Origin of the sequence: Kribbella sp. NPDC050820 (genome assembly GCF_040653975.1) — a bacterium.
Classification (GTDB): Bacteria; Actinomycetota; Actinomycetes; order Propionibacteriales; family Kribbellaceae; genus Kribbella.
This window is the reverse complement of sequence record NZ_JBFAHB010000011.1, coordinates 82,016-94,771: the sequence shown is the minus strand read 5'-3', so window position 1 is coordinate 94,771 and position 12,756 is coordinate 82,016. Positions and strand designations below refer to the sequence as shown.

The following is a 12,756-nucleotide window of genomic DNA, read 5'->3' as shown; positions in this document are numbered from 1 at the left end:
TACGGCGCCCGCCGACACCGTCCGATGACCGGAATCGAGATCCGAACTGGGTTGGCTCTCGGAACTGAAAACCATTATCGTTTTCGACTGTTCGCCATCCGCCGAGGGAGTGAGGTCCTCGTATGTCCAGTTCGTCGTTGAGCCGCCGCGGCTTCCTCGGTCTCGCGTCGGCCGGTGCGGCGGTCGCCGTACTGCCCGGCTGCGCCGAATCGCCCGGCACCGCGTCGGCAGGCGGCTCGCCGCGCTCGGGCGGTCGGCTGCGCGCCGCGTTCTCCGGTGGCGGCGCCGCGGAGGTGCTGGATCCGCACCAGAGCAATCTGTACGTCGAGATCGCGCGCGCCAAGGCGATGTACGACAAGCTCGCCGACTACGGATCGGACATGTCGCCGCAGCCCCGGCTCGCGGAGAAGTGGGAGCCGAGTGCGGACCTGCGGACCTGGCGGATCACGCTGCGCCAGGCCACCTTCCACGACGGCCGCCCGGTACGGCCCGCCGACGTGCTGGCCAGCTTCGCGCGGATCGTCGAGCCCGGATCCACGCGGCGCGCGAAGTCGGCCTTGTCGGTCATCGACCTGGCCGCCAGCCGGGTTGTCGACAATCGGACGATCGAGTTCCGGCTGCAGCGACCGTACGGCGAGTTCCCGAACGCGCTCGCGACGCTCGGCGCCTACATCGTCCCGGCCGGTATGCCGGACCTGGCGAAACCGATCGGGTCGGGGCCGTTCCGGTTCCGTTCGTTCGAGCCCGGGCGGAGTTTCGTGGCCGAACGCAACCCCGACTACTGGGACGGAGCGCCGTACCTCGACGAGTTGCACCTCCTGATCAGCAACGACGAGGCCGCCCGGGTGAACGCGCTGCTCGGCAGGCAGGTCGAGTACGCCCACGATCTGACGCCGACGAGCGCCCGGACGCACGAGCGGACCGTCCAGGTCCACCGGCTGCCGCTGAGCAACTTCCATGGGCTGGCGATGAAGATCGACCGCCCGCCGTTCAACCGGCCGGAACTTCGGCAGGCGATGTTCCACCTCGTCGACCGGGAGGAACTGATCAGGTCCGTGCTGCACGGATCGGGTGAGCTCGGCAACGACCTCTACGGCAAGAACTACCAGTACTACGCGGCCGGCCTGGCGCAGCGGGGTCCGGATCCGGATCGGGCCAGGTCTCTGCTGAAGCAGGCCGGTGCCGAGGGCTTGACGATCGACTTCGACACCTCGGACGCGTCGACCGGGCTGAAGGAGGCAGCGCTGGCGATCAGCGACCAGGCCAAGGCGATCGGCCTGAACCTGAACGTCAGGCTCGGCAACAAGGACACCTACTGGGCCGACATCGCCAAGAACGGCGTACTGGCCGGCTATCGATCCGGCGCGATGCCGCTCGAGTCGCACATCTCGCAGCGACTGCTGACGACCTCGACGACCAACAACACGCAGTGGCGGCGGCCGGAGTTCGACAAGCTGTACTACGACGCGCAGTCGACGACCGACGAGACGAAGCGCGCCGAGCTGTACCTGCGCATGCAGCAGCAACTGTTCGACGAGGGCGGCTTCGTCTGGTGGGGCGTCTCGGACTGGATCGTTGCCTCGGCCCCGAATCTTCGTGGCCTCGACGACAGGGCTCCGGCCAACACCCTGAACTGGGCGCGTTTCGACAAGGTCTGGCTCGCGTGATCCGGTACGTCACCGGCCGTTTGCTGCTCGGTGTCGTACAGGTGCTGGCGGTGATGGGCGGGACCTTCTTCCTGACCGAGGCGCTGCCCGGCGACGCAGCCGTGACGATTGCCGGAGACAACCCGGATCCGGCGATCATCGCGTCGCTGCGCGAGCGGCTGGGCCTCAACGAGACGGCATGGCATCGGCTGGGCGACTGGTCGGCCGCCGCGCTGCACGGCGACTTCGGTCAGTCCCTGGTGGGCCCACGTCCGGTGCTGGACATCATCGCCACCGCGGCCGGACCGACCGTCCTGCTTGCCGGGTTGACCTTGGTCTTGCTGATCCCGTTGTCGGTTGCGCTCGGGGTGTTCGCGGCACATCGCGAGGGTGGGCGGCTGGATCGGGTCATCACCGGCAGCACGCTCGGGTTGTACTCGGCGCCCGAGTTCGCGATGGGAATCCTGGTCGTCACAGTGTTCGCGGTTCAGCTCGGCTGGTTTCCACCGACAGCCGTCGGTACCGCGCTCGGCAGCAATCCCGCCGTCCTCGTGCTGCCGGTGTTCGTCCTGTTGCTGCGCCCGGTCTGCTCGCTGAGCCGGCTGATCCGGGCCGGGATGATCGACGCCCAACGGTCGGACTACGTGCGGCACGTGCAGAGGATCGGATTGTCGACAATCCGCATCCGGCTCCTGCATGCGCTGCCCAACGCGGTGGCGCCGTCCGTCCAGCAACTCGCGAGAACCACAGACTGGCTGGTCGGCGGCGTGATCGTCATCGAGGCCATCTTCGTCATCCCCGGTCTGGGCACGACGCTGGCCGAGGCCGTGGCCGCCCGGGACCTGCCGGTGGTCCAGGGCCTGGCCGTTGTGCTCGCCACCACCACGGTCCTGGTCAACCTGCTCGCCGACGTGGCGGCGCGGGCACTGGCGCCGGCGGCCGAGGCAGGCCGATGAAGACGTCGATGGGCGGCAAGGCATCGACGAAGCGACAGCTGGTCGGCGAGACGGGCGGCAGGCGGGAATGCCGGACTTCGCCAGGACGAACCGGGCCGGGTGGATTCCTCGTGCCCGGGATCCTGGTGGCGGTACCGGTGCTGCTGGCGCTGGCCGGGCCGCTGTTCGCGTCGGCCGACACGGCCAAGGCGGTGCCGTTCAGTCTCGGAAGCGGCTGGTTCGGGACGGACTTCGTCGGGCGGGACGTGTGGAACGAGGTGCTGCTCGGTGGACGGTCGCTGATCCTGGTGGCTGCTGCCGCGACCGCGTGCACCTACCTGGTCGCAGTACCGCTCGGGCTGGTCGCCGGGATGACCCGGAGCCGGGTGCTCGACGAGTTGCTGATGCGGCCGCTCGACCTGCTGCTCGCGGTGCCGTCGATGGTGCTGTTGCTGTTGCTCGTCTCGATCGCGCCGCACTCGCCATGGTTGCTGGTCGCGGTCGTTGCCTTGATCAATCTCCCGGACGTGGTTCGGATCAGTCGCGCCGCCGCGCTCGCGCTCTCCGCGCGGCCGGCCGTCGAGGCGATGCGACTGCAGGGCGAGAGCCGGATCCGGATCGGACTCGGGTACGTCGCGCGATCGATGCGCCGTACGCTCGCCGCCGACCTCGGCATTCGGTTCACCGGCGCGACCTACCTGGTCGCCTCGGCCAGCTTCCTCGGTGTCGGCATCTCACCGCAGGCCAGTGACTGGGCGGCGATGGTCGACCGGAATCGTGGCGGCCTGTTCGTGCAGCCGTGGGCGGTCGCCGTCCCCGCGGTGCTGATCGTGATGCTGGCGATCGGCGTCAACCTCACCTTCGACCGATTGCTGCGGACGGAGACCCGGTGAGCGTCGTCGAGGTTCACAATCTCATCGTTCGATTGAGTGATCGTTCGATTGTCGACAATGTCTCGTTCGCGCTGGCCGCGGGCAGCATCACAGCCCTCGTCGGTGCGTCCGGCAGTGGCAAGACCACGACCGCCCTCGCGTTGCTGGGCGAGCAGCCACCCGGCGGGATCGTCTCCGGCGAGGTGCGGGTCGACGGGCCGGTCGGCTACCTGCCACAGCAACCTTCGGCCGCGCTGAATCCGGTACGGCGGATCGGCGGCGTCCTGCGGGAGATCGCCCGCCTGCACGTGCCACGCAACCAGGTGCGGCACCGCGTGCTCGAAGCGCTGCGGCAGGCCCAGCTCCCGGACGGTGACCAGCTCCTGCGCCGATACCCACACCAGCTCTCCGGCGGGCAGCAGCAGCGTGTCGTGCTCGCTCATGAGCTCATCGGCCGTCCCAAGGTCCTGATCGCGGACGAACCCACCACCGGCCAGGACGCGCTGATTCGCGCCGGTCTCATCGACGAACTGCGGGCGGTCGCGGACCAGGGCATCGCGATCCTGCTCCTCACCCACGACCTCGAGCTGGCCGGCCGCCTCGCCGACCAGGTCCTGGTGATGGACAACGGCCGGATCGTCGGCACCGAGCTACCGAGCCCGCCGCCCCATCAGCCGGCGACCTACGAAGCCGCCGGGCCGACGGTTCTCGACGTCCGGCGGCTGACCGCCGGCCACCGACGGGTCGAGACCCTGCACGAGGTCTCGCTGACGATCCACGCCGGCGAGTCGCTGGCAGTCGTCGGCCCCTCGGGCAGCGGCAAGACCACGCTGGCTCGCTGCATCGCCGGACTGCACCCGCACCGCGGAGGGGAGCTCCTGCTCAGCACCACACGCCTGTCGCCGTTGGTGCGTCGACGCACCCGCGAGCAGTTGGCGCGGATCCAGTACGTCCACCAGGACGCCCGCGCATCGTTCAACGAGTACGTCGCCGTGGTCGACCAGGTGGCCCGGACAGCCGAGCGCCTCCGCGGCCGGACCGACGCACGGCGCCGTGCGCTCGACGCACTGGCCCAGCTGGGCGTCCCGGAAGCCACTGCGAGCCGCCTGCCGGCTGCACTGTCCGGTGGGGAGCTGCAGCGGGCGGCGCTCGTGCGCGCTCTCATGGCTGAGCCGGACCTGCTGGTCTGCGACGAGATCACCTCCGGACTCGACACAGTGGCCCAGGCCGAGTCGATCGCCGTACTGCGGAAGCTGCAGGACAGGACCGGCTGCGCCCTCGTGGTGATCACCCACGACTTCACGGTCGTCGCCGCACTCGCCCGTCAGGTCGCGGTGCTGGCCGCCGGCCGGATCGTCGAGCGAGGGGCCACGGCCACAGTCCTCGCCGAACCCGCTCATCCGGTCACCCGCGCGTTGGTGGCCGCCTCAACACTGGAGGACGCTCTTGACCCGGCCGGCTGAACACCACATCGGCCCGTACGTCGTCCGGACCGCGCGTCGTGAGGACATCGACGGAGCGCGGTCTGTGATGCTCGACACCTTCTACCACGTGTTCGGGCACGGGTACGTGCCACGCTGGCACGCCGACGTCGTCGACCCGGGCCGGGCGTACTTCGACGATCCACGGCAGCGGCTGTTCGTCGCCGTACGGGACGACGAGGTGGTCGGGACAGCCGCCGTACGCGCCGACGGCCCAAAGAGCCCACCGCACGCCCCCTGGATCGCGCAACGGTACCCGTCCGGGACGACCGCCCAGATCTTCCGGGTCTACGTCCGCCCCGATCACCGTCGCCACGGCCTCGCCCGCGCGCTCGTCGACCTGGCCTGCCGTTTCATCGCCGACACACCCGGTTACGACGTCATCTACCTGCACACCAACGCGGCCGTCGAGGGCGCCGAGCCGTTCTGGCACGCCATCGCCACCGAAGTCCACGATGGCCGCACAGACCCCCGGTACAGCCCGGCCGTCCACTTCGAAATTCCGATCGTGGGCGAAGAGGGGATCGAACCCCCGACATCTTCCTTGTAAGGGAAGCGCTCTACCGCTGAGCTATTCGCCCGTTTCAGCGACCGGCGCAGTCTACCCGAGGTCGAGGCCCAGGCTTGCCAGGGCCGCTGCGTAGTCGTCCGGGTCGCGGGCCTCGGGGATCGGGTTCACGACGGACCACCGGACTACCCCGCTCCGGTCCACCACGAACGTGCCGCGCAGGGCGCAGCCGCGGTCGGAGTCGAAGACGCCGTACGACGTCGCGATCGCCCCGTGCGGCCAGAAGTCGGTGAGCAGGCCGAACTCGAGTTTCTGGGCGTCCGAGTAGGCCCGCAACGTGAACATCGGGTCGCAGGAGATGGCCAGGAACTCGGCTGCCGCGAGCAGGCCGGGGCGGTCCCGCAGCGTGGTCAGCTCACTCGTGCACACCCCGCTGAACGCATAGGGGTAGAACACCAGCACGACGTCGCGCCGGCCGCGGAAGTCGGCCAGCCGGACCTGTTCGCCGTACTGGTTCCGGGCGGTGAAGTCCGGTGCCCGGCTGCCGACGGCAGGGGTCACCGGACGGTCACCGGCTGCCGCGGGCCGACTTGGGCACCACCAGCTTGGTCGCCGACCAGTCGTCGGTGACGGTCAGGCTGCTCGTGGTGGCGAGTCCGGCCGTCGGGGCGGCCTCGGCGATGTCGCTGGCGTCGACGTACCCGTCGCGGCCCACCTTCGGGGTCAGCAGCCACACCACGCCGCCGGCCTTCAGGTCGGTCAGGATGTCGAAGAACGCGTCGACCAGGTCGCCGTCGTCCTCCCGGAACCAGAGCAGGACTGCGTCCACGACCTCGTCGGTGTCCTCGTCGACGAACTCCTCTCCGGTGATCTCCCGGATCGCGTCGCGGAACTCGTCGTCGCAGTCGTCGTCGTACCCGATCTCCTGCACGATCCAGCCGGTCTCCAGGCCGAGCCGGGAGGCCATGTTCGGCCCGCCGCTCTTGCCGTCCGCGTGGTCCGCGGTCGCGCTCACGTGTCCTCCTCCGTGGTCCCCGCTTGCCCGGGGGTAGGCGTCAGTAGCGATAGTCCATCGTGGCCTACCGCGTCGCGCAAGTATGCACGAGGGTTCCGTGACGTGTCCGGTATCCGCGTGGTGGGTACGGCGCGTGTCCGGTGGGAACACGCCGGGACGACCAGAATCGGGCCCCTGTGGAAGGCGAAGTAGAACGCATTCCGAACAGGTGACAGGATTGCGGTGAAGAGCAACCAGAGAGAACGGCAGGACACCGTGGCTTCCGGACACGAACCACCAGCCATCATCACCGAGGGGATGCCCACCCAGCTCCCCGACATCGACCCCGACGAGACACGGGAGTGGGTCGAATCGCTCGACGCGGTCCTGGACGAACGGGGCAAGGCGCGAGCGCGCTACCTGATGCTCAAGCTGATCGAGCGAGCCCGGGAGCGACAGGTCGGGGTGCCCGCGCTGCGGAGCACCGACTACATCAACTCGATCCCGCCCGAGCGGGAGCCGTGGTTCCCCGGCGACGAGCACATCGAGCGGCGGATCCGCGCCTTCATCCGGTGGAACGCCGCGGTGATGGTGAGCAAGGCCAACCGCAAGGGCCTGGAGGTCGGCGGCCACATCGCCACCTACCAGTCCGCGGCCAGCCTGTACGAGGTCGGTTTCAACCACTTCTTCCGCGGCAAGGACCACCCCGGCGGCGGCGACCAGGTCTTCATCCAGGGCCACGCCTCCCCCGGCATGTACGCGCGCGCCTTCCTGGAGGGACGGCTGTCCGCGGACCAGCTGGACGGCTTCCGCCAGGAGGTCTCCCGCGGCCCGCACAACGGGCTGTCGTCGTACCCGCACCCGCGGTTGATGCCGGACTTCTGGGAGTTCCCGACCGTCTCGATGGGACTGGCCGCGCTGAACTCGATCTACCAGGCCCGGTTCAACCGGTACCTGCACCACCGCGGCATCAAGGACACCAGCCAGCAGCACGTCTGGGCGTTCCTCGGCGACGGTGAGATGGGTGAGCCGGAGTCGCTCGGCGCGATCGGCCTGGCCGCCCGCGAGGAGCTGGACAACCTCACCTTCGTGATCAACTGCAACCTGCAGCAGCTGGACGGCCCGGTCCGCGGCAACGGCAAGGTGATCCAGGAGCTGGAGGCCTACTTCCGCGGCGCCGGCTGGAACGTCATCAAGGTGATCTGGGGCCGGGAGTGGGACAACCTGCTGGCGCAGGACCACGACGGCGTGCTGGTGCACAAAATGAACACCACGCCGGACGGCCAGTTCCAGACCTACTCGGTCGAGTCCGGCGAGTACATCCGGAACAACTTCTTCGGCGGCGACCAGCGGCTGCAGGCGATGGTCCGGAACCTGTCCGACGAGGACCTGCGCAAGCTGCCGCGCGGCGGTCACGACTACCGCAAGGTGTACGCGGCGTTCAAGAGCGCGACCGAGCACGTCGGGCAGCCGACGGTGATCCTGGCCCAGACCATCAAGGGCTGGACGATCGAGGCGCTGGAGGGCCGCAACGCGACCCACCAGATGAAGAAGCTGACCTCGGACGACCTGAAGGCGTTCCGGGACCGGCTCTACCTGCCGATCGAGGACAAGGACCTCGAGGACGCCTACAACCCGCCGTACTTCCACCCCGGCACGGACTCGCCGGAGTACCAGTACATGATGGAGCGGCGCAAGCAGCTCGGCGGTTCGCTGCCGGAGCGCCGGGTGACGCCGAAGACCTCGCTCAAGCTTCCTGGTGACGACGTCTACAAGCCGCTCTCCAAGGGCAGTAACGCGCCGGTGGCGACCACGATGGCGCTGGTCCGGCTGTTCCGGGACCTGATGAAGGACCCGGAGGTCGGTCCCCGGATCGTCCCGATCGCCCCGGACGAGTACCGCACGTTCGGTATGGACTCGATGTTCCCGACGGCGAAGATCTACTCGCCGCACGGCCAGCAGTACGAGGCGGTCGACCGCAACCTGCTGCTGTCGTACAAGGAGTCCGAGCAGGGCCAGCTGCTGCACGAGGGCATCAGCGAGGCCGGCGCGATGGGCTCGATGATCGCGGCCGGCACGGCGTACGCGACGCACGGCGAGCCGATGATCCCGTTCTACATCTTCTACTCGATGTTCGGGTTCCAGCGGACCGGTGACTCGCTCTGGGCGTTCGGCGACCAGCTCGGCCGGGGCTTCCTGATCGGCGCGACCGCGGGCCGTACGACGCTGACCGGTGAGGGACTGCAGCACGCCGACGGCCACTCGCCGCTGCTTGCCTCGAGCAACCCGGCCGCGGTGCACTACGACCCGGGCTTCGCCTACGAGGTCGCGTACATCGTGAAGGAAGGCCTGCGCCGGATGTACGGGTACGGCCTGGACAAGGACGCGCCGTACGGCGAGGACGTCTTCTACTACCTGACCGTGTACAACGAGCCCGTTCCGCAGCCGGCCGAGCCGGAGAACCTCGACGTCGAGGCACTGCTGAAGGGCATGTACCGGTTCAACGAGTACGAGACGGCCGAGGGCGACGACGTGCCGCGGGTGCAACTGCTCGCGTCCGGGGTCGCGCTGCCGTGGGTCCGCAAGGCCCAGCAGATCCTCGCCGAGGAGTACTCGGTGGCCGCCGACATCTGGTCGGTGACCTCGTGGAACGAGCTGCGCCGCGACGCGGTCGCGGCCGAGGAGCACAACCTGCTGCACCCCGACGAGCCGGAGCAGGTGCCGTTCGTCACCGAGCAACTGAAGGACACCAAGGGCCCGGTCGTCGCGGTCAGCGACTTCATGCGCTCGGTGCAGGACCAGATCTCCCGCTGGGTGCCGAACGACTACACCTCGCTCGGGACCGACGGCTGGGGCCTGGCCGACACCCGGGCCGCGGCCCGGCGGCACTTCCACGTGGACGCCGAGTCGGTCGTGGTGGCCACGCTGGAGATCCTGGCCAAGCGCGGTGACGTGAAGCCGGAGGTCGCCGCCGAGGCGGCCCGCAAGTACCGCATCGACGACCCGACCGCGGTCGCCGGCGTGAAGCAGGAGGGCGCCGGCGCCTGACGCCCGCACCCTGGAAACCCGGGAAGCCGCTCACCTTCGGGTGGGCGGCTTTCCTATTTCCGGAACCTCTTACGGTCACCTGGCAGCGGGCCGGCGGGATGCCGGTGTACGACAAACCTCGTAGCCGGCCGCCTGCGCGGGTTGCGCATTCCGTCCGACGCGGCGGGATGCCCCCGCTCCCTACCGTCAGTGACATGACTGGCGTCAGCGTTGCTCTTCTCGCGGGGACGGTGTCCACCATCCTCTTCGCGTCGAGTGCCATGCCGATGGTGATCAAGGCGGTCCGGACCCGCGACCTGAAGTCGTACAGCCCGGCCAACCTGGTCCTCGCCAACGTCGGCAACGCCGTCCACTGCATCTACGTGGTGCACCTGCCGCCGGGACCGATCTGGGCCCTGCACGGCTTCTACGTCGTGACGTCCGCCGTGATGCTGCTGTGGTGGCTGCGCTACCACAGCCTCACCGGGCACCGCGGCGTCGCACGAGACGAGCGGAGGCTCGCGTGATGAACACCGAAAGTGTCGAGACCGTCATCATCGGCGGCGGCCAGGCCGGGCTGTCCACCGGCTACCACCTGCGCAAGCGGGAGCGGCAGTTCCTGATCCTGGACGGCAACGCCCGGGTCGGCGACCAGTGGCGGGCGCAGTGGGACACGCTGCGGCTCTACACCCCGCGCAAGTACGACGGGCTGGCCGGGATGCCGTTCCCGGGCACGCCGTGGTCGTACCCGACCAAGGACGAGGTCGCCGACTACCTGGCGTCGTACGCAGCCCGCTTCGACCTCCCGGTCCGCGGCAGCACCCGGGTCGAGAGGCTCGAGGCGTACGGCGACCGGTACGCCGTGACCACGAGCTCCGGCACCATCCACGCCGACAACGTGGTCGTTGCCACCGGCACCTTCGGCAGGACGCCGTACCTGCCGGACTTCGCCGTCGACCTGGACCCGGGGATCCGGCAGCTGCACTCCAGCGAGTACCGCCGGGCCGAGCAACTGAAGGACGGCCCGGTGCTGGTCGTCGGCGGCTCGCACTCGGGCACGGACATCGCCTACGAGGTCGCGACCAGCCACCCGACCGTCCTGTGCGGCCGCGACCCGGGCCAGATCCCGGTCCGGCTGGACAGCCCCGGCGCCCACGTGTTCTTCCCGGTCTTCCTGTTCTTCGGCAAGCACGTGGTCACACGGCGGACCCCGATCGGCCGGAAGGCCAAGGACGACATCCGCTTCCACGGCGGCCCGATGCTCCGGGTGAAGCGGTCGGACCTGCTCGCGCGGGGGGTCGAGCGGGTGCACGATCGGGTCACCGGAGTCCGGGACGGACTGCCGGTGCTCGGCGACGACCGGGTGCTGGACGTGGCGAACGTGGTCTGGGCGACCGGGTTCCAGCAGGTCTTCGACTGGATCCGGCTGCCGATCTTCGGCCCGGACGGCTGGCCGCTCGAGGAGCGTGGCGTGGTCACGGACGCGCCGGGTCTGTTCTTCTGCGGGTTGTCCTTCCAGTTCGCCTTCAGCTCGATGGTGCTGCCGGGTGTCGGGCGGGACGCGGCGTACGTCGCCAAGCGGATCGCGGCCCGATCCGGGCGGAGTCTTGCCGTGGCCTGATTGGGCGCGCATGCTCGCGAGTGGGGGCCGTGTGATGGGGATTGTCGACGATCTCGAGAGAGCCCGGGCGGCGTTCGAACGACGCGACTGGGCGGTGGCCTACGACCGGCTGTCGGCCGGCGGCGACGCCGCTCTGGGCCCGGACGACCTGATGGCGCTCGGCACCGCGGCGTACCTGGTCGGCGACAACGACGCCTGTGTCCGGGCCCTGCAGCGCGGCTTCCGGCTGCAGATCGACCGCGGTGAGATCCCGGGCGCGGTCCGGTTCGCCTTCTGGCTGTCGATGGTGCTCAACCTTCGCGGTGAGATGGCGGTCGCCGGCGGTTGGGCCGCCCGGGCCGAGCGGCTGCTGGCGGACTACCCCGAGGATGTGGTGGAGCGTGGCTACTTGCGGGTGACGGCGTTCTTCCGGAGTGTGGCTCAGGGTGACTTCGCCGAGGCGGATCGCGCAGCCAACGAGGTCACCGAAGCGGCGCGCCGGTTCGCGGAACCGGATCTGCTGGCGCTGGGCCTGATCGCGCAGGGCCGACTGCTGCTGTACTCGGGCCGGGTGCCGGAAGGGCTGGCGCAGATGGACGAGGCCATGGTCGGCGTCGCCGCCGGAGAGGTGTCACCGATCGTCTCCGGCAACGTGTACTGCGCGATGATCGAGGGCTGCCAGGAGGTGCTGGACTTCGACCGCGCGTCCGCGTGGACGACCGCGCTGACACGGTGGTGCGACAGTCAGCCGGATCTCGTCCCGTACACCGGGCAGTGCGCCGTACACCGTGGTCAGATCCTGCGGCTGCGCGGGGCCTTCGGACCGGCGCTGGACGAGTTCGACCGGGCCTGCAAGCGCTACGCGGACACCGGAGCAGTCGCGGCCGCAGGTCTCGCGCTGAGCGAGGCCGGCGACGTGCTGCGGATCCGGGGCGACTACACCGCGGCCGAGACGGCCTACGAGAAGGCAGCGAGCTACGGGTATGAGCCTCAGCCGGGGCGGGCGCTGTTGCTGCTCGCCCGCGGCCGTACGCCGGGAGCCGTTGCCACCGTACGGCGGCTGCTGTCCGAGGCCGGCGATCCGGTCCACCGAGCGCGGCTGCTGCCGGCTGCGGTGGAGGTGTTCCTGGTCGGCGGGCACCTCGAGGAGGCCGTGTCGACCACAGCCGAGTTGAGCGACGTCGCGAGCCGCTTCGGATGTTCGGGACTGCGCGCGATGGCGGCGTACTGCGAGAGCCTGGTGGCGCTCGCCGCCGACGAGTCCGAGCGGGCGTTGCCGCATGCGCGGTCGGCGACGCAACTGTGGAGCGGCCTGCAGGCGCCGTACGACGTCGCGCGGTCGAAGGTACTGGTCGGTCGGGCGTTCCGGCTGCTCGGCGACGAGGACTCGGCGTCGGCGGAGTTGGCCTCGGCGATGCGGTCCTTCGAGGAACTCGGCACCGCGCCGGCCCGGCAGGAGGTCGAGAAGCTGCTGCACCGCGAGACGGCCGGCGGGCTGACCGGGCGCGAGCTCGAAGTCCTCCGCCTGGTTGCTTCGGGCAACAGCAACACCGAGATCGCGCAGCGGCTGGTGCTCAGCGACAAGACCGTCGCCCGGCACCTGACCAACATCTTCACCAAGCTCGACGTACCGTCGCGGACCGCGGCGGCGGCCTACGCCCGCGACCACGACCTGCTCTGAAACGCTCTCCGG

General features: G+C 69.6%; 11 protein-coding genes and 1 tRNA gene. 9 read left to right on the top strand and 3 right to left on the bottom strand.

Going from position 1 to position 12,756, the window contains the following annotated elements; genetic code table 11:
• The first annotated feature begins 122 nt into the window (after window positions 1-122).
• The 5 genes from AB0H36_RS12945 to AB0H36_RS12925 all read left to right on the top strand — a co-directional run bounded on the left by AB0H36_RS12945 (window position 123) and on the right by AB0H36_RS12925 (window position 5,484).
• The gene (locus AB0H36_RS12945; protein ID WP_360520882.1) at window positions 123-1,667 is read left to right on the top strand and encodes an ABC transporter substrate-binding protein; all 1,545 of its coding nucleotides are present in this window, start codon (window positions 123-125) and stop codon (window positions 1,665-1,667) included.
• Window positions 1,664-2,602, top strand: a complete 939-nt coding sequence (locus AB0H36_RS12940) for an ABC transporter permease (RefSeq protein WP_360520879.1) — start codon at window positions 1,664-1,666, stop codon at window positions 2,600-2,602. Before AB0H36_RS12945 ends, AB0H36_RS12940 begins: the two co-directional genes overlap by 4 nt.
• A 110-nt stretch (window positions 2,603-2,712) precedes the next feature.
• Window positions 2,713-3,474: an ABC transporter permease subunit gene (locus AB0H36_RS12935; RefSeq protein ID WP_360520876.1), complete on the top strand. Its 762-nt coding sequence runs from the start codon at window positions 2,713-2,715 to the stop codon at window positions 3,472-3,474.
• Between the two features lie 32 nt (window positions 3,475-3,506).
• Window positions 3,507-4,916, top strand: a complete 1,410-nt coding sequence (locus tag AB0H36_RS12930; RefSeq protein ID WP_360520873.1) for an ATP-binding cassette domain-containing protein — start codon at window positions 3,507-3,509, stop codon at window positions 4,914-4,916.
• Window positions 4,917-4,983: 67 nt separating this feature from the next.
• Window positions 4,984-5,484 carry a GNAT family N-acetyltransferase gene (locus AB0H36_RS12925; protein WP_360521111.1) on the top strand — a complete coding sequence of 167 codons (501 nt, stop codon included), beginning with the start codon at window positions 4,984-4,986 and terminating at the stop codon, window positions 5,482-5,484.
• Here AB0H36_RS12925 and AB0H36_RS12920 read toward each other — a convergent pair.
• The 3 genes from AB0H36_RS12920 to AB0H36_RS12910 all read right to left on the bottom strand — a co-directional run bounded on the left by AB0H36_RS12920 (window position 5,444) and on the right by AB0H36_RS12910 (window position 6,457).
• Window positions 5,444-5,515, bottom strand: a tRNA-Val gene (locus AB0H36_RS12920). The two genes, AB0H36_RS12925 and AB0H36_RS12920, sit on opposite strands and share 41 nt — an antisense overlap.
• 20 nt (window positions 5,516-5,535) lie before the next feature.
• Window positions 5,536-6,003, bottom strand: coding sequence for a peroxiredoxin (locus tag AB0H36_RS12915; RefSeq protein WP_360520870.1), 468 nt, complete (start codon window positions 6,001-6,003; stop codon window positions 5,536-5,538).
• Between the two features lie 7 nt (window positions 6,004-6,010).
• The gene (locus AB0H36_RS12910; RefSeq protein ID WP_360520867.1) at window positions 6,011-6,457 is read right to left on the bottom strand and encodes a DUF3052 domain-containing protein; all 447 of its coding nucleotides are present in this window, start codon (window positions 6,455-6,457) and stop codon (window positions 6,011-6,013) included.
• 297 nt (window positions 6,458-6,754) lie between these two features.
• Here AB0H36_RS12910 and aceE point away from each other — a divergent pair, with 297 nt between their 5' ends.
• From aceE to AB0H36_RS12890, 4 genes are all read left to right on the top strand, one after another.
• Window positions 6,755-9,484: a pyruvate dehydrogenase (acetyl-transferring), homodimeric type gene (gene aceE, locus AB0H36_RS12905; protein WP_360521108.1), complete on the top strand. Its 2,730-nt coding sequence runs from the start codon at window positions 6,755-6,757 to the stop codon at window positions 9,482-9,484.
• Between the two features lie 194 nt (window positions 9,485-9,678).
• Window positions 9,679-9,990, top strand: a complete 312-nt coding sequence (locus AB0H36_RS12900; RefSeq protein WP_360520864.1) for a hypothetical protein — start codon at window positions 9,679-9,681, stop codon at window positions 9,988-9,990.
• The gene (locus tag AB0H36_RS12895; RefSeq protein ID WP_360520861.1) at window positions 9,990-11,084 is read left to right on the top strand and encodes an NAD(P)/FAD-dependent oxidoreductase; all 1,095 of its coding nucleotides are present in this window, start codon (window positions 9,990-9,992) and stop codon (window positions 11,082-11,084) included. Before AB0H36_RS12900 ends, AB0H36_RS12895 begins: the two co-directional genes overlap by 1 nt.
• 34 nt (window positions 11,085-11,118) lie before the next feature.
• The gene (locus tag AB0H36_RS12890) at window positions 11,119-12,744 is read left to right on the top strand and encodes a LuxR C-terminal-related transcriptional regulator (protein WP_360520858.1); all 1,626 of its coding nucleotides are present in this window, start codon (window positions 11,119-11,121) and stop codon (window positions 12,742-12,744) included.
• The last annotated feature ends 12 nt before the right edge of the window (window positions 12,745-12,756 follow it).

Coding starts and splice junctions, on each gene's coding strand:
- AB0H36_RS12945 (WP_360520882.1), top strand. CDS start 123: ATGTCCAGTTCGTCGTTGAGCCGCCGCGGCTTCCTCGGTCTCGCGTCG.
- AB0H36_RS12925 (WP_360521111.1), top strand. CDS start 4,984: ATGCTCGACACCTTCTACCACGTGTTCGGGCACGGGTACGTGCCACGC.
- aceE (WP_360521108.1), top strand. CDS start 6,755: ATGCCCACCCAGCTCCCCGACATCGACCCCGACGAGACACGGGAGTGG.
- AB0H36_RS12900 (WP_360520864.1), top strand. CDS start 9,679: ATGACTGGCGTCAGCGTTGCTCTTCTCGCGGGGACGGTGTCCACCATC.
- AB0H36_RS12895 (WP_360520861.1), top strand. CDS start 9,990: ATGAACACCGAAAGTGTCGAGACCGTCATCATCGGCGGCGGCCAGGCC.
- AB0H36_RS12890 (WP_360520858.1), top strand. CDS start 11,119: ATGGGGATTGTCGACGATCTCGAGAGAGCCCGGGCGGCGTTCGAACGA.